The organism is Butyrivibrio sp. M55, from assembly GCF_900116865.1.
GTDB lineage: Bacteria > Bacillota > Clostridia > Lachnospirales > Lachnospiraceae > Butyrivibrio.
Genome location: NZ_FPCD01000004.1, coordinates 178246 through 203854, shown reverse-complemented (window position 1 = coordinate 203854; position 25609 = coordinate 178246). Strand labels below are relative to the sequence as shown.

At 41.3% G+C, this 25609-nt stretch carries 24 protein-coding genes; 3 read left to right on the top strand and 21 right to left on the bottom strand.

Going from position 1 to position 25609, the window contains the following annotated elements; genetic code table 11:
- Positions 1–13 precede the first annotated feature (13 nt).
- The 11 genes from BM398_RS06915 to cysK all read right to left on the bottom strand — a co-directional run bounded on the left by BM398_RS06915 (position 14) and on the right by cysK (position 10567).
- Positions 14–529 (bottom strand): NifB/NifX family molybdenum-iron cluster-binding protein, encoded by a 516-nt coding sequence (locus BM398_RS06915; RefSeq protein ID WP_092337010.1) that lies wholly within the window; start codon positions 527–529, stop codon positions 14–16.
- A gap of 110 nt (positions 530–639) precedes the next feature.
- Positions 640–1938, bottom strand: a complete 1299-nt coding sequence (locus tag BM398_RS06910; protein WP_027208501.1) for a nitrogenase component 1 — start codon at positions 1936–1938, stop codon at positions 640–642.
- A gap of 19 nt (positions 1939–1957) precedes the next feature.
- Positions 1958–3433: a nitrogenase component 1 gene (locus BM398_RS06905; RefSeq protein WP_092337009.1), complete on the bottom strand. Its 1476-nt coding sequence runs from the start codon at positions 3431–3433 to the stop codon at positions 1958–1960.
- 26 nt (positions 3434–3459) lie between these two features.
- Positions 3460–4455: a PLP-dependent cysteine synthase family protein gene (locus BM398_RS06900; protein WP_092337008.1), complete on the bottom strand. Its 996-nt coding sequence runs from the start codon at positions 4453–4455 to the stop codon at positions 3460–3462.
- Positions 4456–4493: 38 nt separating this feature from the next.
- On the bottom strand, positions 4494–5342 hold the full coding sequence (gene nifH, locus BM398_RS06895) for a nitrogenase iron protein (protein WP_092337007.1): 849 nt from the start codon (positions 5340–5342) through the stop codon (positions 4494–4496).
- Positions 5343–5567: 225 nt separating this feature from the next.
- On the bottom strand, positions 5568–5942 hold the full coding sequence (locus BM398_RS06890; protein ID WP_092337006.1) for a NifB/NifX family molybdenum-iron cluster-binding protein: 375 nt from the start codon (positions 5940–5942) through the stop codon (positions 5568–5570).
- Positions 5935–6807, bottom strand: coding sequence for a radical SAM protein (locus BM398_RS06885; protein WP_092337005.1), 873 nt, complete (start codon positions 6805–6807; stop codon positions 5935–5937). Before BM398_RS06885 ends, BM398_RS06890 begins: the two co-directional genes overlap by 8 nt.
- Before the next feature lie 12 nt (positions 6808–6819).
- Positions 6820–6981, bottom strand: a complete 162-nt coding sequence (locus BM398_RS06880) for a YezD family protein (RefSeq protein ID WP_092337004.1) — start codon at positions 6979–6981, stop codon at positions 6820–6822.
- Positions 6982–7103: 122 nt separating this feature from the next.
- A complete protein-coding gene (locus tag BM398_RS06875; protein ID WP_330390561.1) occupies positions 7104–8294 on the bottom strand; it encodes a trans-sulfuration enzyme family protein in 1191 nt (396 codons plus the stop codon).
- A 12-nt stretch (positions 8295–8306) separates the two neighbouring features.
- Positions 8307–9494 carry a MalY/PatB family protein gene (locus BM398_RS06870; protein WP_092337003.1) on the bottom strand — a complete coding sequence of 396 codons (1188 nt, stop codon included), beginning with the start codon at positions 9492–9494 and terminating at the stop codon, positions 8307–8309.
- 137 nt (positions 9495–9631) lie between these two features.
- A complete protein-coding gene (gene cysK, locus BM398_RS06865; protein ID WP_092337002.1) occupies positions 9632–10567 on the bottom strand; it encodes a cysteine synthase A in 936 nt (311 codons plus the stop codon).
- 383 nt (positions 10568–10950) lie between these two features.
- Here cysK and BM398_RS06860 point away from each other — a divergent pair, with 383 nt between their 5' ends.
- Positions 10951–11226, top strand: coding sequence for an HU family DNA-binding protein (locus tag BM398_RS06860; protein WP_092337001.1), 276 nt, complete (start codon positions 10951–10953; stop codon positions 11224–11226).
- Between the two features lie 42 nt (positions 11227–11268).
- Here BM398_RS06860 and BM398_RS06855 read toward each other — a convergent pair whose 3' ends face one another.
- Positions 11269–14121 (bottom strand): hypothetical protein, encoded by a 2853-nt coding sequence (locus tag BM398_RS06855; RefSeq protein WP_092337000.1) that lies wholly within the window; start codon positions 14119–14121, stop codon positions 11269–11271.
- Positions 14122–14350: 229 nt separating this feature from the next.
- On the opposite strand from BM398_RS06855, the gene BM398_RS06850 reads away from it, so the two are divergent.
- Both BM398_RS06850 and BM398_RS06845 read left to right on the top strand, forming a co-directional pair.
- Positions 14351–14647, top strand: coding sequence for a helix-turn-helix domain-containing protein (locus tag BM398_RS06850; RefSeq protein ID WP_092336999.1), 297 nt, complete (start codon positions 14351–14353; stop codon positions 14645–14647).
- Positions 14644–15699: a hypothetical protein gene (locus tag BM398_RS06845; RefSeq protein ID WP_092336998.1), complete on the top strand. Its 1056-nt coding sequence runs from the start codon at positions 14644–14646 to the stop codon at positions 15697–15699. The genes BM398_RS06850 and BM398_RS06845 overlap by 4 nt, the downstream gene beginning before the upstream one ends.
- A gap of 64 nt (positions 15700–15763) precedes the next feature.
- Here BM398_RS06845 and BM398_RS06840 read toward each other — a convergent pair whose 3' ends face one another.
- The 9 genes from BM398_RS06840 to BM398_RS06800 all read right to left on the bottom strand — a co-directional run bounded on the left by BM398_RS06840 (position 15764) and on the right by BM398_RS06800 (position 25326).
- Positions 15764–16168, bottom strand: a complete 405-nt coding sequence (locus tag BM398_RS06840; RefSeq protein ID WP_092336997.1) for a hypothetical protein — start codon at positions 16166–16168, stop codon at positions 15764–15766.
- Positions 16169–16325: 157 nt separating this feature from the next.
- Positions 16326–18908, bottom strand: a complete 2583-nt coding sequence (locus BM398_RS06835) for a PEP/pyruvate-binding domain-containing protein (RefSeq protein WP_092336996.1) — start codon at positions 18906–18908, stop codon at positions 16326–16328.
- A gap of 117 nt (positions 18909–19025) precedes the next feature.
- A complete protein-coding gene (locus tag BM398_RS06830) occupies positions 19026–20309 on the bottom strand; it encodes an FUSC family protein (protein ID WP_092336995.1) in 1284 nt (427 codons plus the stop codon).
- 3 nt (positions 20310–20312) lie between these two features.
- The gene (locus BM398_RS06825; protein WP_092337107.1) at positions 20313–20906 is read right to left on the bottom strand and encodes a cytidylate kinase-like family protein; all 594 of its coding nucleotides are present in this window, start codon (positions 20904–20906) and stop codon (positions 20313–20315) included.
- A gap of 7 nt (positions 20907–20913) precedes the next feature.
- Positions 20914–21651, bottom strand: coding sequence for an amino acid ABC transporter permease (locus BM398_RS06820; protein ID WP_092336994.1), 738 nt, complete (start codon positions 21649–21651; stop codon positions 20914–20916).
- A 1-nt stretch (position 21652) separates the two neighbouring features.
- Entirely contained in the window at positions 21653–22369 is a 717-nt protein-coding gene (locus BM398_RS06815) for an amino acid ABC transporter permease (RefSeq protein ID WP_092336993.1), read from the bottom strand.
- Between the two features lie 39 nt (positions 22370–22408).
- Entirely contained in the window at positions 22409–23299 is an 891-nt protein-coding gene (locus tag BM398_RS06810; RefSeq protein WP_092336992.1) for a transporter substrate-binding domain-containing protein, read from the bottom strand.
- A gap of 28 nt (positions 23300–23327) precedes the next feature.
- Positions 23328–24056, bottom strand: coding sequence for an amino acid ABC transporter ATP-binding protein (locus BM398_RS06805; protein WP_330390560.1), 729 nt, complete (start codon positions 24054–24056; stop codon positions 23328–23330).
- A 280-nt stretch (positions 24057–24336) separates the two neighbouring features.
- The gene (locus BM398_RS06800; protein WP_026655928.1) at positions 24337–25326 is read right to left on the bottom strand and encodes a nucleotidyltransferase family protein; all 990 of its coding nucleotides are present in this window, start codon (positions 25324–25326) and stop codon (positions 24337–24339) included.
- Positions 25327–25609 lie beyond the last annotated feature (283 nt).

The window sequence follows — 25609 nt, the reverse complement described above, 5'->3', positions numbered from 1 at the left end:
CACTTCGAGTCAATCATCCTCTTCTAAGGCTTACGTGATTATCAATCTTATCAAAATAAGTTGCGATCTTGGTGAGAGCTTCATCGACGCTGCACTCTACATCAAAGCCTGCGATAGCTTTCTTTTCGAGCTGTTTCTGGGCTTGGAAACCGATTTTCTTGCAGACAAGGCTTCGACAATCTGCAATGAGCTCAACTTTCTTGAGCGCTCCGTCGCTTCCTCCGCAGCCGCCGTGTCCACCGCCGTTTCCGCCACAGCCACCTTGCAATCCGGCGCCGCAACCGGAAGTCTGTCCGCCGCAAACTTCTTGCGATTCTGCGCATTTACTTATCTGCGATGCAGTATCTTCACCTCCTTTTTCATTCCTTGCACCTGCGCCGGAACTTATCTCTTCTTCCGTAAACTCTCTGTATTCTTTTTCTTTATAATCGGTTCCTTCCACCTCGTAGATATGGAACCCCTTAGCAGCACCAAAGCCAAGGTCAACGGCCTTGGCATCTGATGTTGCGACAGCAATCAAATATGACATCGCTTTTTCCTCTTATATTAAACACGAACTTTAGGCAGATTGTTGAATCAAAAAGCTGTGTTGTCGCTGTGTTTATCTATTAGTGAAACACTGACTGAATCAATATTTCTTTAGTTGAATCTCTGTGATGCTACCGTGTAGATATCCTCAATAAGTCTGATACCGCCCTCGTATCCAACAATTGCATCATTAAGAACAATCTTGTCCTTAACGGGCCATGAGATATTAAGGAAGTTACCCTTTAAGTCTTCCGTCACTTCTTTGTCATAGTAACCACCGAGAACCAGCGGATATCCGTGATAGTCATGACTCTTTATCTGCTCATGAACCTTGTAGCTGTCTGTCTCAAATACAACCTCAGCTTCAAGTCCGTAGTTGAGCTTCTTGAATTCTTCGGTAATCGCTTCCCTGTATTCCTTCGGCGTATCATCGGTAATGAACTGCTTTGCGGGAACAAGTCCGAGATCGTTTGTAAGGAACTTGGTAATTCCAAGAGCATACTGAGCATCCGCTACAACAGAGAACTGCTTGTTGATTACTCGGTTCTCAAGGAAAAGATCCGCAAATCTCTCGATGAGGTAGTAGTAATAATTTTCATGCTCTGTTATTACGTCCTCGACCTTCTTTTCATCCACTCCCGCAAACTTTCCGACTTCCCTTAAGAACTTACTTGTCTCGAAAGCTCCAATTGGAAGTGTGCTGTAGTGAAGATAAGGAATGCCGAGCTTTTTCTCCATCTTCTTTACGTTCTTAACAGAAACCCAAGGAGAAATAAGAAGGTTAAACTCAGCCGAAGCAATCTTGTCTATATTCTTGATTCCTCTTTGATATCCGAAGATAGTGTTGGGAGTAAGCCCAATCTCTTTTAACAGCTTCTCAAGCTCTCTTAAGTTTCCGAGCCAGTAAAGATCCTGATAAGGAACGTCGGCCCAGATATTTACAAGTCCTTTCTCCTTCTTGTCAGTCTTTTTTACATACTGATCTATGATCGCATCAATTATCTGCTCATGACCTCTATAGTTGTTCCCCTTAAATCCCGCTGTGGGAGCATAGATTACAGGCTTCTCCGCATCTGCAAATTCAGATACGACTTCACCCGAATCATCACCTACGATTTCAGGAATACAACCTGTAAGAACCACATAGAGGTCTGCATCGATGACCTTGAGCGAATTCTCGATTGTTGAATGAAGCTTTTTTACACCGCCGAATACAACGTCTTTTTCATTAATACTGGTACAGGGAAAAATATTCGGTGAAAAATATCCGCTGCTTCCGTTTCCGTCGGAAAGCTTCTGCGCACATCCCGGACCCGAATGAAGGATCGGAATGGCTCTCTCTATTGCCTGCACTGTCTGCATCGCGCCAAGTGCACACTTATATCTTTGTTTATCAAGTAACTTTGCCATTTATATCAGCCTCCGTGAATCATTTTTTGTCCTTTTCCTGCACAAGGAAAGCTCCTACGTTCTGCTTGTACCACCAATCCGTGTAAGGAAGCTTTGTCCTCTTTGCGAGGTTCTTCTCAAAGCTTCTGTTCCTGATGCTATCGAGTATGGAATATGCAAATTCCAATGTGTGCTTGTAACCGAAGATCATATACTCATCGGCAACATACACAGAAGGTGTTCCGTTCTTGATAGCCCATACGGTTGAACCCGGATGTCTTGATAGATACAGATCGGGCTGATATTTGTTGAGGATATTCATAACCTCGAAATTCTGCTGGTCGGCAACACTGGCCTCGAAATCAATATTGTTATCCAAAAGATATTTCATTGAAGGCGGAACATCTCCGTTCTCATACTTCTTGTCATAGTGCCATGCAAGTGCCCATACAACCTCAATTCCAAGTTCATTAAGAACACGGGATACTTCAAAAGTATAACCGGGGCCCATGCCGAGTACTGCTCTGAGTCCTTTGAGCTCCTTTTTAACTTCTTCAATCTTGGGAAGATAGATTGCACGCTGTTCTTCAATGTACTTCTCAATCTTTTCGCTTCTTCCGGTAACTTTACCGATCTCGCGAAGCCATGCTTCAAATCCTACGATACCGCACTGGTTGATACTTCTTACGTAAGGAACGCCGTACTTCTCTTCAAGAACGTTTCCTAAGTAGTTTCCAAGTGTTCCGCAGATACATGTTGTGGCAACGGCTTCCGAAATATGTGAAAGTTCTTCAACCGTTGAGTTACAGTAAAGGAATGTAGGCTCGAGATCAAAGTTCTTGAACATCTCGATGATCTCAGGTCTTGCACTCTCATAGAAGTTCTTAAAGTTGATCTTGTTACTCTTAACTCCTTCTCTCGGAGGCTGAACTATTGACTGAAGCACCGCGTGGTCTGCGATATCAAAACCTGTTGCCCAGATTCTTGACTTGAATCCTTCACAGTGAACCGCAACTATAGGCACATCAATCTCTTCTTTTAACTCATCGACGATACTGTCGATATCCTCACCGATGATACCTGTTGCACAGGAACTTGAAACAAAGATTGCCTTGGGGCTGTATCTTTTGTTTACTTCAACGATGATGTTACGAAGTGTAGACGTTGAGCCAAAGATTGTATCATTCTCGTTCATATCGGTTCCGACATAAACAGTGTTATTTGTTACACCACGTTTTTTGGCCATAACCTTATCAAGGTAATATGTACCTGCTGCCGCAACGGAACATCCCGCAGGGCCGTGATGAATAATAGCAATATCTCTTATAGCTGAAAGCTGACCGAGCGCACAGCTTGAAAGACATGAACTTGACTGCGAAAAACATCTTGAACAGCCTTTCAAAGTACCGCATTCACTCTGGCTTGCAAGATCTTTGAGTGAACCGATGTAGCCGGTGATAGATCCGATTCGGTTCTCTCTGGTAGCTACATTGGAATTATTTAAATTAGTTGCCATGTTATCTTTTATCTCCTGCTTTTTTCTTAGTCTTGTGTTGCAAAAAGGTTGGTTGAAAGATATCTGAGTCCTGTGTCAGGGAATACCGCAACTATCTTCTTTCCTGCATTTTCAGGCCTCTGAGCAAGTAACTTTGCCGCATAAAGAGCCGCACCCGAAGATGTTCCTATAAGGATACCGTCGTTTGCCGCAACCTCTCTTGCAGCCTCAAAAGCTTCAAGTGCTTCAACTTCGATATATTCGTCATATATCTTTCTATCAAGTGTTGAAGGAACAAGATTGTCAGGAACTCCTTCAAAAGGATGTACACCTGTAATTTCTTCTTCAGGCTGATTCTTATCTTTATCGGGAAGTGAATTAGGACCTGGCTGAACTCCGACTACCTTGATGTTCGGATTCTTTTCCTTGAGGTAAGCACCTGTTCCGGAGATTGTTCCGCCTGTTCCTACGCAGGCAACGAGGATATCAACTTCACCGTCTGTATCTTCCCAGATCTCGGGACCTGTTGTTCTCTTATGTACCGCAGGGTTTGCGGGATTCGAACACTGATCAAGGAATACGACATTCTCTTCCTTATCAAGAACATCTTCCTTGAGTGCCTTGATAGCAGCAACGAAGTCACCGCCTGTCTCTTCAAGAACTTTTGCGATAACAGGCTCATCACCAAGCTTAATTGTCTTTCCGCCAAATGCCTGAATTACCTGGAATCTCTCTTTACTAACCTGATCCTGAATATAAACTCTGAAAGGATATCCCTTTGCTGCAGCTATTGCAGCAAGTCCGATACCTGTGTTTCCGCTTGTTGTTTCAACAACCGTATCGCCGGGTTTAAGCCTTCCGCTCTTCTCGGCATCTTCTATCATTGCAAGGGCAATTCTGTCCTTTACGCTCTGGTTGGGGTTAAAATACTCAAGCTTTCCGATAACGGTTGCCTTGAGATCGTGATGTTTTTCAAATCCTGAAAGTTCAAGAAGCGGTGTTTTTCCTACCAATTCTGTGATTGATTTATATACGTTTGACATACATAGTCCTCCTTAATTGTGCATTTTCTTAATAGCGATCAGATCTTGTAATCATCTGAAAGTTCCATCATTCCGTACTCCATGAGGATCTCTTCAAGTCTTTCCTGAGTCATGGGTGTCGGGATAACAAAGTCTGTGTTCTCGATAACTGCCTGTGCAAGATTTCTGTACTCCTGCGCCTGATTTGAATCGGGCTTGTACTCGATAACTGTCTTCTTATTGATCTCAGCGTGCTGAACAACGTTATCTCTGGGAACGAAGTAAAGAAGCTTTGTTCCGAGCTCTTTTGAAAATGCTCTTAAGAGGTCAAGCTCTCTGTCAACGTTTCTTGAATTACAGATGATACCGCCAAGTCTTACTCCACCTGTTCTTGCATATCTCTGGATACCCTTTGAGATATTGTTTGCGGCATAAAGAGCCATCATCTCACCACTTGCTACGATATAGATTTCTTTCGCCTTACCTTCACGAATAGGCATTGCGAAACCACCGCAGACAACGTCACCAAGTACGTCATAGAATACATAATCAAGGTCCTCTGTATAAGCACCGAGATTCTCAAGCATGTTGATTGAAGTGATGATACCTCTTCCGGCACATCCTACACCGGGCTCAGGTCCGCCTGACTCAACGCACCTTGTACCGCCAAAACCTTCCTTCATGATTCGGTCAAGTGAGATATCCTCACCTTCTTCTCTTATAGTGTCAAGAACCGTCTTCTGAGCAAGTCCGCCAAGAAGAAGTCTTGTTGAATCCGCCTTGGGATCACAACCAACAACCATTACTTTCTTGCCGTGCTCAACAAGTCCTGCCGTAAGGTTCTGGGTTGTTGTTGACTTTCCGATTCCTCCTTTTCCATAAATTGCGATCTGCCTAAGTTCTGCCATTTTTTCTTTCTCCTTTAAATTTATAATTGCTAATAATCAATAGTCTCTTGAGACTATTGCGTGCCCGAGCGGAATTGCGAAGCAATTATCTTCCTTTCCGCGAGGTGCGCATCCATAGCGGAGCGCTTTTATTTGATAGGATTTTCCTATCAAATAAAAAAAGGCATGCGAAAAATGATCCAATCGATCAAATTCACAAAACCTCCGGTTGTCCGGTCAGCTTCATTACTGTCCTTTTATATTATTCATTTCCTGAAGTAGCTTTAGATATCCGTCAAGTTTCCTTATCGCTTCCGAAACAGGCCCCGGCATCTCAAATGCCGCAATACCGCGTTCTTCAAGCTCTCCTCTTGCTCCGTCTCCAATTCTGGCTGCCAGAACAAAATTACAATCGGAAACTCCGTCTACTCCTCTTTTTAATTTAGCAGCGTCGTGATGTCCTCCGTTACAGACGGGATTCACAAATCGCTGTTCAATCTCTTCGTAATCGCCGTTATCATCCACATCCACTATAAGGAAGCTCTCAGCTCTTCCAAAGTGCTGATCCACAAACCTGTTGTCCGTAGATGCGAGTGCGACTCTGTAAACTGCTTTATCCATGTGAAAAAGTATTCCTTATATTTAATCTGCTCTGATATACGAGCTTACTGTACTCTGATATTCCGGGTACTCCGACCGCATCGGCTCTGCAGTGTGCGCAGTGTCTAAATACCTTGATATACTGCTCCGCATCACTTCTTGCTTTTTCAATCTGCTCACAAGTGGGCTTTGGTATATCTTTAAGCTGATGCTGAGGAATGAGCGGTATTATATTATAGATTATTGCACCCAATTCTCTGACCGTTTTTGCTACAGTAGCTATGTGCTCATCGTTTATTCCGGGCACGAGAACCGTGTTTATCTTGACCGTAACACCTGCATCGGCAACCTTTTTGATTCCCTTAAGCTGGTTCTCAATGAGAATCTTTGCTCCCTCTTCTCCGTATATCTTCTCGCCGTGCCAGATTATATACTCGTTCAGTTTAGCTTCAATTTTGGGATCTACCGCATTGACCGTAACTGTTAGAGTATCTATTCCGATCTTTATGAGCTCGTCAGCCTTCTCATAAAGAAGAAGTCCGTTAGTGCTCATGCACTTTAGAAGCTCAGGATGACTCTCACCGATCTTTTTAAACGTTTCAAATGCATAATCTGTAGCCAGTGTATCTCCCGGTCCCGCAATTCCGGCAACCTTAATATTTGGCACAAATTCAAGCGCTTTATCTATAAATGTATTTGCTTCATCCGGTGATATTATTTTAGACGTTACTCCGGGGCGCTGTTCAACGTCGTTCATTGTCCTGTCGCAGAATCTGCAAGCTATGTTGCAACCGGGACTTACCGGAAGATGGATTCTGCCTGCGTTGAACTTGCAACCACCAAAGCACGGATGGTTTTTCTCAAGTTCTTCATATGTTCTAGCCATTTTAATCTCCTACTAGCTGAATCTCTGTTTACGGCTGGTCTCAATCTGAGTTACTTTGCCATCGTGAACCGTAATCGTGACCGTTCCGTACTGCAAACTTTTGATGCTCTCAACTATCCCATCCAGAACAGCTGCATCAACTTCTTTTGTCAGGGGTTCTTCTACCTTTGCCATAAGATTATCTCCTCTATCATGTGCTTTGCCTTACACATTTGTGTTAATAGCATTATGCTTTAGCATGGCGACGTTGTAAAACGCTAAAAATTTATAGCAGGGTATAAAAAATTCTTAACCCTTTATTTTTGAGTATTCTTTTCTGCCACTTCAAACACTCTTTCAAATTCGCTTATAAGATCTTCCGTTCCTTCTATTCCGACAGAAAGTCTGAGAATACGATCGTTTATACCGTTCTTCTCAAGTACGTCCGCAGGAACATCAGCATGAGTTTGCGTTATCGGATAAGTTATAAGTGTCTCCGTTCCGCCAAGACTCTCCGCAAAATAGATAAGTTCCACATTGGCAAGTATCTCTTTTGCAAACTCAGCGGAATCAACTTCGAAAGTCAGCATCGCGCCAAAGCCTCTTGCCTGCTTTTTCATGATTTCATAACCGGGATGCTCTTTAAGTCCGGGATATATAACTTTCGTGACATGCTTGTTTTTCTTAAGATACTCCGCAATCGCAAAAGCATTCTCCTGCGCCTTGTTAAGCCTTACCGACAACGTCCTTATTCCGCGAAGGATAAGCCAGCTGTCAAAAGGGCTGAGCCCCGCGCCTGTCGTCTTGTAAATAAAACGAAGTCTCTCATCGATCTCATCATCCTTGACGATTGCGAAACCGCCTATAGTATCGTGGTGTCCTCCGAGGAACTTTGTTCCCGAATGAAGCACTATATCTGCTCCAAGATCAAGCGGATTCTGATAATAAGGGGACAAAAAAGTATTATCCACGATCAGAATAAGTCCTCTCTCATGAACTTTTTTCGCCAGCTCCTCTATATCCGTCACATTCATCATCGGATTAGTCGGCGTCTCAAGATACACAGCCTTCGTATTTTCTTTTATAAGAGGAATCACATCCTCGCTGCTTAAGTCAGCCGTCGTGTAAGTCAGCCCGTTCTTCTTGCTGATCTCGTTAAAGAGTCTTACACTTCCGCCGTAGAGATCCGAATCAATTATGAAATGATCTCCCGGTGAAAAAAGCTCCATCACAGCCGCAACTGCTGCCATTCCGCTTGCAAAAGCTATCGCATCCTTTCCGTTTTCCAAAAGAGCTACAACCGCCTCAAGCTGCTGCCTTGTGGGATTCTGCATTCTCGTATAGTCAAATCCCGTGCTCTCGCCAAGCCCCTTATGCGCAAATGTAGCCGTCTGATAAATCGGATAACTAACCGCTCCCCATGCATCCTTAAGGCTCTGATCATTCAGCTGACACTTTGTATCCACGCTGTACTTTTCTTGTTGTCTACAGTCAATCTCCGTACTCAAATTCACTCCTCCTTAATTGCCAAATCTTTTTATGTATGCAGCGTATAATTGCTCCATTGCCTGTTCAATGATGCTTCGGGGGCTCGCTATATTGATTCTTTCAAAAAGAGCCGTTTCTCTTCCGAAGATAACTCCGCCGTCAAGCCATAGCTTAGCCTCATCTTCTATAAACTTCCTAAGTTCCCGATAATTGTCAAAAGCATCTGCAAAGTCAAGCCAGATAAGATATGTTCCTTCCGGTTCTATAAGTTTTATCTTTGGAAGTTTTTCTTTTATAAAAGACCTGATGTAATCAAGATTTCCTTCAAGATATGTAAGCAGCTCATCAACCCACTGTCCGCCTTTTTCATAGCAGGATTTAGTTGCTGATAGACCTATCACATTACACTGGCTGTAGCCCGCTGCAGCATTCTCGGTTTTGAATTTAGCCCTTACCACTTCATCCGGAATGATTATGTTTGCAATCTGAAGTCCCGCAATATTAAATGTCTTACTCGGTGAAGTTCCGAGGATAAGATTCTCTGTATATTTTTCTCCAAGTGTAATAAAAGGAGTATGCTTATATCCACTAAACACAAAGTCCGAATGAATCTCATCCGCAAATATCGTAACGTTATGCTTTACGCAGATATCGCCAAGTTTTATAAGTTCCTCTTTTGTCCACACTCGTCCCGCAGGATTATGAGGACTGCAAAGAAGAAACAATTTTACATTTTCTTCTTCAATTTTTTTCTCAAAATCTTCAAAATCAATCTCATAATGCCCGTCTCTATATACAAGCTGATTGTTTACGGCTTTTCTTTTGTTAAGTTCTATTGTTTCTCTAAACGGATAATAAACAGGTTCCTGAATAATGACGCTCTCGCCGGGCTTCGTAAAAGCCCTTACAGTAACCGCAATTGCATAAACTATTCCCGGAACTACAGTGTTCCAGTCTTTTTTAATCTCAAAGCCATGTCTTTTGCCATACCAGTTTGCGACTGCTTTTTGATAATCTTCCTTGGGATCTGTATATCCGAATATGCCGTGATCGACTCTATCTCTGATGTCATCAAGTATCTCTTCGGGGAGCTTAAAATCCATATCCGCAACCCAAAGCGGAAGAAGATCGTCGCGCCTTCTTCTTTCTATTCCAAAATCATATTTAAGGCTGCTTGTTCCGTGCCTGTCCGTCACCTTGTCAAAATCATATCTGCTCACGATAAGTACCTCTTTTTAAAATTGAGACCGCTCATCATGTATGATGACAAGCGGTCTCATATTAGTCAGTTCAATAATATATAATTGTATGCGAATTACTTCGTGAAAATGACCACTCTCGCAATTATACAGGGTTCTTAGTTTGCAAAAAGAGGTGTTGAAAGATATCTGTCACCTGAGTCGGGAAGAAGTACAACAATGTTCTTGCCCTTATTCTCTTCTCTTGCTGCAACGATTGTAGCTGCCTTAAGAGCTGCACCTGATGAGATACCTACAAGGATACCTTCTGATACTGCAAAGTTCTTGCCCTCTGCAAATGCGTCATCGTTCTCAATTGCAATAACTTCATCATAAATCTTTGTGTTAAGTGTCTCAGGAACGAAGCCTGCACCGATTCCCTGAATCTTGTGAGGTCCTGCTTCTCCCTTTGAAAGAACAGGGCTTGTAGCGGGCTCAACTGCGATAACCTTAACGTTAGGATTCTGCTCCTTGAGATATTCACCTACACCTGTAATTGTTCCACCTGTACCGATACCTGCAATAAAGATATCAACTTTTCCGTCTGTCTGCTCCCAGATCTCAGGACCTGTTGTAGCTTTGTGGATTGCAGGGTTTGCAGGGTTAACGAACTGTCCGAGGATTACTGCTCCTTCGATTTCTTTCTCAAGTTCTTCTGCCTTGGCGATTGCTCCCTTCATTCCCTTAGCGCCCTCTGTAAGAACGATCTCAGCACCGTATGCCTTAAGAAGATTTCTTCTTTCTACACTCATTGTATCGGGAAGTGTAAGGATTGCTTTGTATCCCTTAGCTGCTGCAACTGCTGCAAGTCCGATACCTGTATTTCCACTTGTAGGCTCGATGATTGTTGCTCCGGGTTTGATCTTTCCGCTCTTCTCAGCATCTTCAATCATGCTAAGTGCTACTCTGTCTTTTACAGATCCTGCGGGATTTAAGTACTCAAGCTTTGCAAGGATGTTTGCATTTGTTGCTCCAACCTTTTTGCTATATCCGTTAAGTTTAAGAAGAGGTGTTCCTCCGATAAGTTCCAATGCGCTTTCTTTGATGTCTGCCATGATTCATTTCTCCTTTATATTTCATTTTTATTTTTTGTTCGTGTTTGTTTTGATGATTGAATCATAGCATAAGGGTACCGAGGTGAAAATTAAGGAATACTTATAGCGGAGTATAAACTTTGCTTATTACAATATATAATCCAATCAAAATCAGCCAAGATACGCATGGATACTGATGTGCGCATTTTGTCTATTTGTATACATGTTTATTTTTCCATTAACATATCTCGATTAAATAGTTCAAAGCCCAGTATTTACGCCGTTTCTCGTTATAAAAAAATTGACAACACCCGTCAATTGTATTATTATTCCTTAGTCACACCGTATCTTAAGTGATTTAAGTAATTTATGTGATGGAAAAAGCATTAAGGAGGTTCAAAAGTATGAACAGAGAAGAACTTATTGAGGCAATCTCTACGGAGGCCGATCTTACAAAAGTAGCATCAGAGAAGGCAGTTAAAGCTTTTATCGAAGTAGTTTCAAATGAGCTTGCAAACAAAGGTAAAGTTCAGATCGTTGGATTTGGAACATTTGAGACAACAGAAAGAGCTGCAAGAGTTGGACAGAACCCCCAGACAGGTGAGAAGATTGAGATTCCTGCTTCTACAGCACCTAAATTCAAAGCAGGTAAAGCTCTGAAGGATATTGTTAACGAATAATGCTTATAAAGCCGGAAATCATCACGATTTCCGGCTTTAATTTTATTCTCTTACTTTCTTTATTGTATATATACCGCAACCTGTAAGTGTTACCAGTATACCGACACATGCAACAATAAATGAACCGACTCCGGGCTTATGCTTAGATTCATTCATGGATTCTACAATAGAATCTTCAATATGTTCCTCTGGTTCGGATACTTCATTGACAGATGAATCGGCAGATGCCACTAACTGCTCAGTCTCACTGTTATCTTTAACATCATCGTTACTTACAGCATCATCTTTACTATCAGTATTCTTCCTGCTCTCTCCAAGAACTTCCGGTTTATTACCGGCATCTCCGTTGGTATTCTTTTTTACGCTTGAATTTGCCTTATTGGAAACGGAAGTATTTCTTGTACCGTTACTACTTTTCTTCTTTTCGGTAGTTCCTGTTGTAACCGGTGTTGCAGAAGTAGTCTTGTTTACAGCTGTTGTAACTGCCGGTGTTGATGGAGTTGTGTTTGCCTTAGCTGTACTATCTTTTACTTTAGAGGTACTATCTGTTTTTTTAGTTGTACCATTATCTTTCTTAGATGTTGTCTTGTTTTTGTCAGTTTTTGATTTTTTCTTATCTTCCGTTTTCTTGGTTTCACTCTTTGTATTTGAGCTGTTTACTGAACCGTTTGCCGCATTGTTTTTTTCGGCATTTGTTGCAGCTCCTGATTGTGACGAATTGTTATTGTTACTATCATTCTTTACCGAAGCTGCAGCTTTCTCTTCTTTTGATGTTTCCTTATCCTTTTTTTCTTCTGCTACGGTAAGCTTGGATTCATCAAAGTACTTTTTTACAACGGGAACTTTGTTGCTGTCTCCTGTTCCATGCCAGTAATTATCACTGGTTGAACCATCTACTTTTCCATATACGGCAGTAACATCAGATCTTGTAGAAACAAGGATTTTTCCCTGTACAGGCTTTACCAAAGTATCAAAGCTTGAACCGCCTTCGGCATATATATTCTTAACATCCAAAGAACCGTCACCCGATATTGCCGCACCGCCTCCAAGAAGTGATCTGTCACCGGTGATGTTCATTCCAAAACCACCTATAGCAATTAGGTTTCCGCTTCCCTGTATAAGTCCTCCGTTAAGGACTACCGCATCTCCGCCTTTTGCTGTAAGATGTGATCTTCCGCCTCCGTATACAGCGACGGTAGAGCCACTCGGAATATTAAGAGTTCCGTTTACCGCAAGTCCTGTCTGTCCATATGAACCGTTTGGAGCTTCATCGGCAAGAATATATACATCACCCTTTACATTAACGTTTCCATCAACTACAACTACAGGATTCTGATTCTTTCTGTTAATATCATCCCTTGCAGAATAATTTGTCTTTGATATTATTCTGGAGTTTTCTATTGTAGCTCCGTCTTTTAACCTGATCTGTCCATTTATGGTTGATCCGTATATAAATCCGGCATCCGCACCATAATCAACATAATCACATGAGAAACTACCGCCGTTTTCTACTTCAACAATACCTTCCAAGGTAGACTGTCTTATCGAAAACTTTCCGCCCTTTTGGACAACAATCTTTACTCCGCTGTGGACTCTTACATTTACCATAGTAAGATTGCAACCGTCAGGAATGACAAGTGTCTGCTTAGGTTCATCTCCATTAGACAATGAAATGATCTTACCAATTTCGGAATATGTTCCCAATGTATGTGAACCAAACCATGCCTTTATTTCTTTTGGAACGACAACCGTATCTTCTCCAAATTCCTCGATATACCATGGATCCTGGTCAAAAATATATTTACCGTCGGCTGTCTGCGTGCAATTCTTGATATTAAGTCTTTCAGAAAGCTTTTCATGCTGAGAATTCACCTTGAATTCCACTGCATTACTTGTAGCAGTTCTTCCTTCAGTATCTGTAAATACAACATATATTTTATAGGTTCCTTCCTTCTTCGGAGTTCCCGACAAAATCACATCACCTGTGAAAATATTATATTCAGCAATGATTCCCTCACATTCGGGTTCTACAACAATCTTGGTTTTTGTAGGATCTTCATTAACTTTTATGGCGCCTTCTTCTTTGTTAAAAAAGCTAAGTTCATGCCATGAACCTTCTTCAACTTCTTCTGCAGTTTCCTTTTCTGAGAGCGCAGCCTGAAGCTTTACGGAATTGCTCTGTTCAGGAATGTACGATACTGTTGTTGCGCTTGAAATCGCATCAAACTCTTCCTCTCCGACCATCTTTGATTCAAATGCTCCGACAAGTCTGATGAAAAGATTCTTTTTTACAGGTTCTACGTTCTCTTTTTGTTCTTTTGCTGCTTCAATATCTTTTACTTCTGTAGCACTGCCATCTTTCGGTAAATCTTGCTTAGACTTATCTCCGTTATCTTTAGGCCCTGTAGTATTTTCAGGCTGCTGTGCCTCTGCAGGCTTATCCTTCTCATCAGCACTCTCTTTTGTGTTTTCGGAAGATTGATCCGGTGTCTCTGTAACCTGCTCGTTTCCCGCAACTTCTATCTCAAAAGTCTCATCGTCTTTGTACCATCCCCAGAAATCCTCTGCGTGCATGGTAACAGTAACGCTTCCGGGTGCAATTGCCTTAACCTGTGCTTTGGTTACGGAACTGTATGAGTTTCCGTCATCTGTATCGACAATCTCAACAACACCGTCTTTACTGCAGTTCCATTCTACTTCTCTGCCATTATATGCGTAGTTACTTGAGCATATAAGCGTAACAGTGTCATCAACAGTCAGTTCCGTTTTTTCTCCTGCCTTAACTTCTCCCTTATCAGCAGCATTTGCAACATATCCGGGACTTAGCATAAAGCTAAATATACCGGCCAATGTCATGATCAAAATTTTTCTTCCAACATCTCTTACTTTCTTCATCACGTTCCCCTTAGAATATATAAATAACTCGTGTTAGTATATGCTAACGCAGTATTGTAGGCAATCTCCTGAATTGATAATATTTATCATCTGGGATTTTATTGATCAAGGCTCGATAAGGGTGTGATAAATAATTGCTACTATAATATCAATTTATTGAGATTTTAGCCACAAAATGCTATAATAATAGCAATAAAGAAGTGTGATCATATAAAGCGAGGATACCACTATGGATTATACAAATTACTTGTGGGATACGCCGTCTGATGTTGCCCTTAGATTGGCCAATAAGATCAAAAGCGTTAGAAAAAGGAAAAAGATTACCCAAAAACAACTTGCCGGAAGAAGCAATGTAAGTTATGCCACTTTGCGAAAGTTTGAGAAAACCGGAAAGATTTCACTTGAATCTTTTATAAAACTTACCATGGAACTAGGACTGATACAAGAAATAAACAATTTATTTTCCGAACCTGTTTATAACAGCATTGAGGAAGTAATAAATGCAAGTAAGATTGGAAATATATGAAAACCAGACTTTTTACAATACTTTTATGCTTAGTGACTATTACAGCGTGCGCTAAAAATGATAACAAACAAAATGATGTGAGTGTGACAACTACTTCCGAAAATAATGATGAAGTTACAACTGAATCTGTAGTAGAGACTACGGAAGATAATGAAGAAGATTCTGCAGCAAGTGCTTCAACAGAAGTTTTGTATACCGGTCAGGAACTTGACCCAATTTATGCGAGCTTTCTTCGAGGTGAGACGAAAGTTCATATAGATTCGGAAAATGACTTCACAGATCCTTTAAATGACGAGTTTAAGATTATAGGAAAGAAAAAAGATTTTACAATAGATGAGCTTGTAAACACTATAATAGATAAACGCTTAGAGCTTAGGTGTAGCGATTCAAAATTTGACTCAATCCAATATGCATCAATAGACTGCGGTAGCGATGGCGAAAAAGAATTGGTGTTAAAAATCAGAATAACTAATCCTGTTACCGATAATGAAGAAGTATTGATTATCAAAAATTTTAATGGATCTTTGAAAGCTATTTATTCTGATGTTGCATGGTGTAGACGCTTATTCCTCATTAATGAATTTGGATATATTTGTTTCCGCGGTGGTTCAGGCACATGTGCAGTATATGAAAAAAGCTTTGTTGGTGGCGATTCAAAATGGCATTTCCTTTATAAAATTGAATATTCAGATTATGCAAATTATTGTAATAGCGATAACAGTTGTTCTGCTTTAATCCAATTTAATAAAAACTCCGATGAATATTCAAAAGATACTATATTAACATTAGCAAAAGACAACTATGATACATCTGACATTGATTTTGAAAATGGATATCCGGATTATATCTATGATAAATTTCCACGTGATGAATCTGATGCTGTGTTTGAAAAATATCGTGATGAATTCAAGGATAGTAATTTCACTACACTTCCCTTAAGTGAAGTTGATAAAATGATTACAGATAAAGAAAAAGCTGAAGGCCTTACTGATGAAATCAAAAACGGCAAAACAGCAGATTGGAAGAAGCTTGATTATACGCTGACTCGCTGACAATGTTTCCTTACAAGAAGGACCGACATATGTGAATACGTCGGTCCCTCTTTTTATATATTACTTATTTTAAATTTTCCAACATGTTAATGAAAGTTCTGCTTTCTTCAGATCCGCTGTCAAAGAATAACCATTCGGGTTTTGAGATCTGGCCTTCCCTTTCAGGAATTTTGGAATAGATCATCTTATAAATATATGAATCAAGTGATGAATACTTTTCATCTTCTCTTTCCTTCCAGCGGCGCAAATACCAGCCTTCGCCACTGTCGCCTTTATTCCACTCGATTACCTGTTTTTCTCCGTCAATATCCACAAAGAAATACACATTTAACTCTTCAAAAAAGCCCTCGGTCTTCAACCAGAAATAATTGCCGGTAAACGTCACTTTGTTTCCGCTGTCGGTCTGAATCTCCTTTCCATCAATTCTTGTGTCGTAAATAATTTCCTTGCTTCTTACTGCCATACCCATAATGCCTGATCATACCTCTCATCATCTAGTAATATTCTTTTCCTAACATTCGATAGTCCTTAAAATGACGGAAAAGCAAGAATATATTAACTTTATGATATGCATATGGATTTTTATTATACAAGGAAAAAGCTGTACTGTTTCTTTATCATCCTGCTCAATTCGCCCTAAGCATCAGGTGATTCGCCTCAAGGTCATAGTAAAGTGTGCATCCTGAATCGCTCAGATCATAGACACTCACAACATTTGAATCGCCTGTAATTCCCGAATCATCACAGAACTCTCCCGTAATATCCTTAAACCTCGCAAACTTATCAGGTGCAAAAACCACTGTCTTCTCACCGCTAAACACAGCAGTGTAGAGAATATCCGCCTCAACAAGATCCTGGAAAATATGGCTTCCATAGGATAACTCGGGATTGTAGCCGGCTTCTTTTTCCTCGACTTCGCACACTGCTTCAAATTCACTAATGTCCGCAAAGGTAGTCGGAACGCCAAGTTCGGGTGACGATGTACCTATACGTCCGGGGACTATCAGCATCATATGTTTTCCCTTGTCTCTGTATGTCCAGTTGACTTTTCCGATAATGCTTGCAATGTTTGGTTTATCCGCGTATGGCATATTGTAATAAGCCTTGGGATCGACATATACGATAAGATCGATCGGAACGCTCCTTGAAAGTCCCATTGATGAATCCACATTTTCAAGCAAAATTTCATCTTTATCCACATCTTTCGGAATCGTCACACTTCCCGTATCCTTTGAAACCTGCAGCGGTCTGCACTGCAGAAGGTTTATCGAATACTCTCCCGTATCCGACAGATTTATCGTAAACTCAATATCCACGGGATGCTCGTATTCATCCTGAATACACTTCATGAGCTTCTGCATCCGCGCCATTATCTCTTCTTTTCTGACAAGTCCTCTGCAGGAAATAAATCTTACATCGCGAAGGATTCCTCTTTCTTTAAGAGAGCCCTCAACTTCATAATCATGCTCAAGCAAAGTATTGATCAGATACATCGGAAGTTTCTTCTCAATATCCCTAAGCTCCAATCTCTTGAGCTCATGCTCTGTTACATCAACAACTTCCACCGCTCTCTGTGAGAACTGATGCCTTTCCGCAACCGTCACACAAGATGTCGCCTCAGGCATATCAAGACTTACAAGGCGTGGGTACGAACCCATTGTCCTGTCGACAGCGGATGTTCCAAGCCCCATTACAAGCCTGAGCATTCCGGCCTGAGGATCGATATCCGCAAGAAACTTGTACGGACTGTAGGAATACCCAACTCCCGCAGCGCATGGCATATAGTACTGTCCGTAATATGAGCCCGAAACTCTCTGCACGAGAAGAGCCATCTGCTCATCTCTTTTATCAAGTCCTCGCCTCTTACGGTAGTCAAGCGCCGACAAGCTCATGGTACTTGCATAAACCGTCCTGATCGCATTTTCAAATTCTTCAAGTCGCTCCTCAAGCGTTCCTCTGTTAGCACAAAAAACTGATTCATACTTACCCGCAAAAGCATTGCCGAATCCATCTTCAAGAATACTGCTTGAACGCACGATAAAGGGATCCTGTCCGTAGTATTCCAAGATATGTCTAAGCTGCGTACGTAAGTCCTCGGCAAATGTGCCTGTCCGTAGCTTCTCCGCAAACTCATCCGCAAGCGAGAAGTACTCTTCATCAGTCCTCTGTCGAACTCTTATATCCCAGAAATCATTGTCAACTATGTAGGTATAATAAATATCCGATCCTATAAAGAATGAATCATGCGGCTCAAGCACTTCGTCAACATCAGGCGCCATATTCCTTATAATGGCACGCGCAAGCAACATTCCGCACGCTTTTCCTCCGATAAGCCCCGTGCCTATCATATGACTTCGCACGTTGAAATAATCCTCAGGCTTAAAGTGCTTTTTTACCATAAGTCTCATCTTGTCATCACGCGTCATCATTACCTTGCACATTATATCGCAGGACTCATCCATGTTCATCCGGCTCTCATATTGGAACTTCGCCGTGTTAAAAAACTTATCCCAGAAATCAATATACTGGTCCTCGCCGGGACGCTGGAAATTATCAAGCAGCTGATAAAAACGACTACTCTGCACACCGTCGAGAATCGGTCTGAAATATCCGTCCTCTTTCCTGTAAATATGCGGAAGAAACATGGTATCGGAATCACGGTTCCATACCTTCTCGGGACGTACATATACATTTTTTGAATCGGAATACACATCAAGAAAAAGCTGTGTTGTATTAAGAATCTTGTTTATGGAATAAAATGAATGTTTTCCTCTGATTATGGGGAAAAAAGCTACTGTATCAAGAATAAAAAGAAACGGGCATGTCACCCTGAAAAAATTGCCCATCATAAGGTCAGTCGCCCACGCTATCTGAAGCTCCGACAGGCAATCAAAAACATAGAAGGCATCCTTACCCTCTTTTTCTATAATATTGTGAATCTCAACCGTAAATGTCTCAAACCTGTGCGAAAGAGGGACCTGCACAGTCTTAACTTCAGGGCAGTCCTCCACAAGCGGCTCATGCGTTGCAAAGCGAAAATAAATAATGTTCCGCTTATCTTTTTTCGCCTGCTCAACATAGGGATCCACAAAAAGTTTAAACTCCGATAGTTCGGAAACTCTGAAAACAACGTTGTCGCCAAGCCTGATATTATCAAGCGCTTCGTCCATCTCGGGTATACCGGACAATACTCTGTCAAATGCTGCCATAGATAGTACCTCCGCTCAAAGATAAACCAACAAGCTCAACTAAGCCCGATAAAGCCTTGTTGAGTAGTAATCAAAAGAAAAAGGCAAAGACCACCAATTTCTTTGGCGCCTTTGCCTCTATGAATTAATAATACACGTTTTGCTGTTGTAAAACAACCGGTGCATCTTCCGCACCATCTCATCGCAGGACGAGCATCTATAATCCGCTTTATTTCTATCATTGTCGCTAAGCGTCACGACCGTCTTAATTTCTTCCGCATTCATCAGATAATCCGTCATATTCTTTACGGAAGCATTTTTGCTGTAAATCTTTATATAAGAGTAGCCTTTATATTCGCGCGAAGGATATGACAAAATCTTAAGTTCATCATATACGTCGCTCTCTTTTATCTCACCGACAAGCTTCTCTATCTTCTCCGTCTTGTCTATACTCATCATATAAACAACCGCATGATCACAGGGACGCTTCTTGTTAAGATAGTTTCGGTAAGGCGACTTGTGCATCTTCTCGTAAATATCTTTTTCCGCATCATTTACAAGCTCGTTATAATAGATAATAAGGACATCTTCGAGTATAACTGTCGTAAAAATATTAAACCCACGCTCAGTGATAAACTTCTCAATCTCGCCTGCATGCTCGGCTGAGATAATGTATACCTTGGGATATCTGTTCTCTTTTACATCATATAATATTGCTCCGTCCATCGCGATTATGGGAAGCGACGGCTTTATCTCAGGCATTCCCTCAAGAAATCCCGCAGGAGTTCTGAGTGTCATAAACGACAGCTTCATACCTTTTTCCAGCATGCCATTCATAATAACCTTACTGTAAGGCGTTACTCCGCCCGACAATCCGTCCATTGAGTTATCCATATTTACAACGAACAGCGTTTCCTTATCAAGTTTTCCGTGAAAAGAGATTGAATTAAGGATTAAACCTACGAATATTCCGATCAGCGTATCAAGTGATCTGTTCAGTACAAAAATATAAGGATTTTCATCCAGCAAATGATTCACAACTATACTCAAGAATACTACGCAGGAAAAGTACGACGCCTTCTTTTGCTTTATCACAACAGTGGTGTAGATAATAGGTATCAGCGCCAATGAGATGATACAGTAGTGTAAAAAACTGTCTCCGAAATTGAAGATATTCTGCTTTAACAATATATAGATGAGTCCGTACACCGCTCCTATAAATGTGCCTATAGTGCGCTGGATTGCATTATTTACAGTATTCTTTGTCTGGTTCTGTATACACCAAAGTACCGCGAGTGCAGAATAAAACGGCGTTCCCTGCTTTCCGCGCAAAAAATATATCACAAAGCAGATAAGAACTCCAATCGCCGATTTTATTATCCTCATCCCTATATGCGGAAGATGTACTCTCTCATTTTTCATTTTTTAATTAAAAACACTCCTTGCTATGCCGCATAGAATCTTGGCCGTAGCTTCAGCTCCGAATTTACTCGAATCTATACATATATCTCTGTTGTCAAAGACACCCGCCATATCTTTACAGTATTTTTTCCTGTAATTATCACGTGCCTTATCTACATCCTTTATCATATCTCGTGCGGTCTTTTCATCCATACCCAGAATCGATGTACAATTTTCAAGTCTCTTTTCATAGGGAGCATAAACATATACATGTAGCGCCCTGTCTGCATTTCTGAGGCAATAATCTCCGCATCTTCCGACAATAATACATGATTGCATCGCCGCAAAGTCTTTGATTATATTGCTCTGGATAAGAAAAAGCTCTTCCTGCATGCTAACAGGTCCCATACCGAGAGGATATCTTTTTTCTGCAAAAAAACCTCCCGCACGCTCCTCTTCTTTGCTTATCTCCGAAACGGGAAGTCCCATGCGCATCGCTGTCTCCTCGACAATGTCCCTGTCAAAATAATCTATTCCCAGTTCCATCGCCATATGCTGGGCTATCGTTCTTCCAAGTGCCCCAAACTGCCTTGAAATAGTAATAACATATTTATCCATAATCATCCTACCTTGCTTTCTGCATATTCCTTACCGTCATGGAGATACTGAAATTTATAACGAAATAAATTGCTGCCGCAACTCCGAACAAAACAAATACATCTGAGACATTGATGGCATTAAGACCGTTGTATCTGTTTGCCGATGACAGCACCTGTTTTGTCCTTGCCATAAGTTCGATTACCGCCACATTTGCAAGGAATGAACTGTCTTTAATCGTTGTTATGACCTGACTGAGCAGTGTCGGAATTATCGATCTGAAAGTCTGGGGAAGCACTATATACCACAATATCTGAAGCATCGAAAAGCCCTGTGAATATCCTGCTTCAACCTGTCCGCTTGCAACCGAGTTAAGGCCGCCTCTTACAATCTCCGCAATAACACCCGACGTATACAAAATAAGTGCAACGGTTGCTTTGAACAAAAGCTTGTTATTTACCGATGAGAGCCCGAACATCTGCTTATTTGCAAATCCGGGAACAGGGCAAAAAACAACGCATATAAATATCCAGAACAGTAGCGGAGTATTTCTGAAAAGCTCAATGTATATGACAGAAAGCACCTTCAGTATTCCTGTCTTTTTATTTGTGCAATAGTTTCTAAGTAGTGCCAGTCCGGTTCCGATAACTATGCTGAAAAGAACCGCAGCGACCGAGATGATCATGGTAAAGAGCACACCTTGCATTATGAACTTTAATATTGCAGGATTTTTTAGCATTGAAAAACTGTTTCCTAATGTACCCATATCATGCCTCCTTCGGTCTGCCGTTTTGGAATACTTTGCTGTCTCTCTTTTTAAGCGATGTTTCCCACATTGATGCAAAAGATGACAATGGGAAACAGATCAAAAAGAAGATCGCACCGCATACAATATATGCGGGAGCATAGGATCCGCCTGTATTTTCTCCCGTCACAAAGCTGTATGTAAGAGAAAGAAGATCCGCACCACCTACTATGTAAAGGCAAGACGTATTCTTTATCATATTCACAACAACGTTTGTCATTGGCGGCAAAATTACCTTTATACTCTGAGGGATTATGATGTAAAACATCTGAGCGGCATATCCGAATCCCTGTGCCTGCGCGGCTTCGAACTGTCCTTTGGGTACAGATTCGATTCCCGTCCTTATTACCTCTGCCATGTAAGCACCTGTATATATGCCAAGTGCCAGAAAACCTGTCACTATTATTCCGGGGCTGTGTCCCGCAAACGCAAGCGCGTAGTACAAAAAGCACATCTGTAACAGAACCGGTGTGTTCTGGATTACCTCCACATACATCCTGCTTATTGCCTTTAGTATCTTCTTTCCGCTAGTTGCCATAAGTCCAAAAATGATACCAAGTGCAAGCGCAATCAAAAGTGCAACAAATGCTGTTTTTATAGTATTTAAAAATCCAAGCAGGAATGTATCTTTATAAAGCCATATTTTGTTCCATGCTCTCGGAGAAAATAATCCTGACATACCGGTCCTCCAATGTTTCTTCTTTAAATCAGTTCTGTCTTAATCAAGTCCGTTCTCGGAAACGAGCTTATCGATCGTTCCATCAGCCAATTTCTCTGCAATAAGTTCCTCTGCTGTCTTTGAAAGTCCCGAACCTTTTGTTGTAGCAATACCATATTCCTGAGGTGCGAATTCCGCATCGATATATGATCTTCCTTCTGTCTTGTAGATGGCAAGAATAGACTTATCTACGCAGAACGCATCAATTTCACCTGCACTTAATGCCGTTGAGATTGTCGGATAGTCATCATACTGCTGGAACTTAACTCCGGTTGTCCATGTTGCGGGATCAAAACTCTCTTCATCAAATCCGTCGCCGCTTATAAGACCTTTTTCGATCATTGCTTTTACAAGTGATTTAGCTGATGTTGAACCGGATGATACACCGACTTTTTTATCCATAAGATCTTCAAGTGTCTTGATTCCCTTTGCGTCCTCAACAAGTACGCTTACATGATCCGTATAATACGGTGTTGTGAAATCCCAGCTTTCTTTTCTCTCATCGGTAATAGTGAATGTGGCAAGTACGCAATCAATATCTCCCGAATCAAGAAGCTCTGTTCTTGTAGCTGCCGTAACCGCCGTAAACTCAGCCTCTACGCCAAGCTTCTCGGCGAGCGCTTTGGCAAGTTCTATCTCAAGTCCCGAATACTCACCTGTAAGCGGATCTTCATAGCCAAATCCCATTACAGCGTTCTTTACACCAACTTTCAAAACTCCTCTATCGATAATTGCCTGCACATCTTCTCCGGCTACCTCGGCCGATGTACTTTCCGATGCAGGAGACGCCGTAGTATCACTTGATGCTTCACCTGTACCTTCGCCTCCGCATGCAACGAGCAATAAGCTCATTACACCTGCAAATACCATGCTTAAAATCTTTCTTTTCATAACTGCTTCCTCCTCGTATTACCTGATATTACCTGATTATCTTTCCCAAAAACTGCTTTACTCTGTCGCTTTCGGGATTATTGAAAAAGTGCTCCGGAGTTCCGGACTCTATGATCTGTCCGTCTTCCATGAATATCACTCTGTCAGCTACCTGTCTTGCAAATCCCATCTCATGAGTCACAACTACCATTGTTATGTTTTCTTTTGCAAGCTTTATCATTACATCCAGAACTTCCTGAATTGTTTCAGGGTCAAGTGCCGATGTGGGTTCGTCAAAAAGAATGATCTTACTCTGCGAACACAGCGCCCTTGCGATTGCTATTCTCTGCTGCTGTCCACCGGAAAGTGTTGTCGGATACACATCTGCCTTGTCTTTAAGTCCGACTATATCAAGGTAATGATATGCTAGTTCCTCGGCATCTTTCTTTGACTTATGCTGTAGCTTTATGGGAGCAAGTGTCAGATTCTTCAGCACCGTTATATGCGGATAAAGATTGAACTGCTGAAACACCATCGAAGTATTGTCCCTTACAACCTTTGTCTTATTCTTGGTCGTAAGCTCCGTTCCGTTTATGTAAACATGTCCGCTGCTTGGAACCTCAAGAAAATTCATGCAACGCACCGTTGTCGATTTTCCCGAACCGGAAGGTCCGATGATTACCAGCTTTTCGCCCTCCGCAACTTCGAGATTCACATTCTTAAGAACATGAAGATCGCCAAAATTTTTATTTACATTTTCCAGTTTGATCATTGCCATTGCTTGTTACCTTTCTAAGCTCATCTCTGAGCGTTTTCGGATCCCCTTTTAGGGAAAGATATAAAAGAACGGCGCTCCGAAAAAAATCCGAAACGCCGTTGTCTCTTATATCTTTGCAGAAAAATTGTTATGAAGAAAGGCGCTCTGAAACACTAAGTGAATCAAAACGCCCTTGTTTGTATACAAGTATACAGATTATTTTCTTTTTAGCAACTGTCAATTTTTACAAAAAAACCTGTCGCCTTAAAAATACTATAATGACATTTGCCAAATATTTTTTTCAATCGATTATGTCATTCTGAAACCTCGAAAGATGCTCAAACGGCAAGATGAGTCTTCCTCTGTACAAGCCGCAACCGTCGTTTACAAGCTGATTATTAACTGCTCCGAACATATTCACATCAACTTTTGAAAGATCCAGCTCCTGCAGTTTCATTCCCCTTTCATAGGCTTCATCAAAATATACACACTCTCCCATAGGAATCTTGTATCTTCTGCTTCGCTCCTTATCCTGCCTCTTTTCATATCCAAGATGATGCGCGGGTCCTATCTCAGCGTAATCGTCCATCTGCTTTGTGCGAAGCTGAACTTCAAGATACGACCTCGACTGATTATCGTAAAAAGTAATGTGCAAAGACTTGTAACCATAGGGGCTTGGATTCTTGATATAGTCCCTATAATACGGCCTGAGCGATTCCTCAATAAGCTCTGACGGCTCACATCCCGGTATTCCGTATATCTCTGCCGTAAATCCATTTTCTTCCAAAAAGCCGGGAAGCTCATTTGCAATCTTATACAGATACTTTAACTCTACCTCTTCCCTGTCTTCGCCTTCATCCAAATGACATGAAGGCATGGATATAACTATGCGGTACGCGATAAGATCCCTTATTGCCCCCATATGCTGCTTAACCTCGCATACATTTGGAAATTTTCCGTTCTTGTTGTAATAGTCACATACTGTCTCAACAATATTTCCGTTGAATTTCTGCTCGGCCCTTATTATGGACTTGATCCTGCCCTTAAACGTAAACGCAAGATAAGGATATTCAACAGACATATATTTATAGAACTCTCTCAGCCTCTGTGACTGCGATGTCAGGAAATCGTTATGCTGCAAAAGTTCAAGCTGACGCAAAAGAAAATTGCAATGAATCTTATCCATATTGTTCTGAGTATGTTTCGCATCCTCTTTCAGATCCACATAGTATCGCTGCAAGATCTTTAGTACCGTATCCCCTGAATATAAGTAATCATTTAATGTGATCATTTCCCCATCCTCCTACAAAGAAAGCAAAGGCACCTACGAAATTGTAAGCGCCTTTGCTTTCTTTTATATAATAACATATTCTATCTGCTATTACATAATTATTTACAACCTCAATACTATAACTTACCAAAGACTGTTGAAATACTTTTGTATTATCGTAATAATATAATAGTTAAGAAACTGTTAAGAAAGGAACATGAACTATGCCGGAAAACATTGGCAATATTTTTTATATGAATTGGGAATTAGAATTCCTGCACCACTTACAAACTATACACACCCC

Coding starts and splice junctions, on each gene's coding strand:
- BM398_RS06915 (WP_092337010.1), bottom strand. CDS start 529: ATGTCATATTTGATTGCTGTCGCAACATCAGATGCCAAGGCCGTTGAC.
- BM398_RS06910 (WP_027208501.1), bottom strand. CDS start 1,938: ATGGCAAAGTTACTTGATAAACAAAGATATAAGTGTGCACTTGGCGCG.
- BM398_RS06905 (WP_092337009.1), bottom strand. CDS start 3,433: ATGGCAACTAATTTAAATAATTCCAATGTAGCTACCAGAGAGAACCGA.
- BM398_RS06900 (WP_092337008.1), bottom strand. CDS start 4,455: ATGTCAAACGTATATAAATCAATCACAGAATTGGTAGGAAAAACACCG.
- nifH (WP_092337007.1), bottom strand. CDS start 5,342: ATGGCAGAACTTAGGCAGATCGCAATTTATGGAAAAGGAGGAATCGGA.
- BM398_RS06890 (WP_092337006.1), bottom strand. CDS start 5,942: ATGGATAAAGCAGTTTACAGAGTCGCACTCGCATCTACGGACAACAGG.
- BM398_RS06885 (WP_092337005.1), bottom strand. CDS start 6,807: ATGGCTAGAACATATGAAGAACTTGAGAAAAACCATCCGTGCTTTGGT.
- BM398_RS06880 (WP_092337004.1), bottom strand. CDS start 6,981: ATGGCAAAGGTAGAAGAACCCCTGACAAAAGAAGTTGATGCAGCTGTT.
- cysK (WP_092337002.1), bottom strand. CDS start 10,567: ATGGCAGACATCAAAGAAAGCGCATTGGAACTTATCGGAGGAACACCT.
- BM398_RS06860 (WP_092337001.1), top strand. CDS start 10,951: ATGAACAGAGAAGAACTTATTGAGGCAATCTCTACGGAGGCCGATCTT.
- BM398_RS06855 (WP_092337000.1), bottom strand. CDS start 14,121: ATGAAGAAAGTAAGAGATGTTGGAAGAAAAATTTTGATCATGACATTG.
- BM398_RS06850 (WP_092336999.1), top strand. CDS start 14,351: ATGGATTATACAAATTACTTGTGGGATACGCCGTCTGATGTTGCCCTT.
- BM398_RS06845 (WP_092336998.1), top strand. CDS start 14,644: ATGAAAACCAGACTTTTTACAATACTTTTATGCTTAGTGACTATTACA.
- BM398_RS06840 (WP_092336997.1), bottom strand. CDS start 16,168: ATGGGTATGGCAGTAAGAAGCAAGGAAATTATTTACGACACAAGAATT.
- BM398_RS06835 (WP_092336996.1), bottom strand. CDS start 18,908: ATGGCAGCATTTGACAGAGTATTGTCCGGTATACCCGAGATGGACGAA.
- BM398_RS06830 (WP_092336995.1), bottom strand. CDS start 20,309: ATGAAAAATGAGAGAGTACATCTTCCGCATATAGGGATGAGGATAATA.
- BM398_RS06825 (WP_092337107.1), bottom strand. CDS start 20,906: ATGGATAAATATGTTATTACTATTTCAAGGCAGTTTGGGGCACTTGGA.
- BM398_RS06820 (WP_092336994.1), bottom strand. CDS start 21,651: ATGGGTACATTAGGAAACAGTTTTTCAATGCTAAAAAATCCTGCAATA.
- BM398_RS06815 (WP_092336993.1), bottom strand. CDS start 22,369: ATGTCAGGATTATTTTCTCCGAGAGCATGGAACAAAATATGGCTTTAT.
- BM398_RS06810 (WP_092336992.1), bottom strand. CDS start 23,299: ATGAAAAGAAAGATTTTAAGCATGGTATTTGCAGGTGTAATGAGCTTA.
- BM398_RS06805 (WP_330390560.1), bottom strand. CDS start 24,056: ATGGCAATGATCAAACTGGAAAATGTAAATAAAAATTTTGGCGATCTT.
- BM398_RS06800 (WP_026655928.1), bottom strand. CDS start 25,326: ATGATCACATTAAATGATTACTTATATTCAGGGGATACGGTACTAAAG.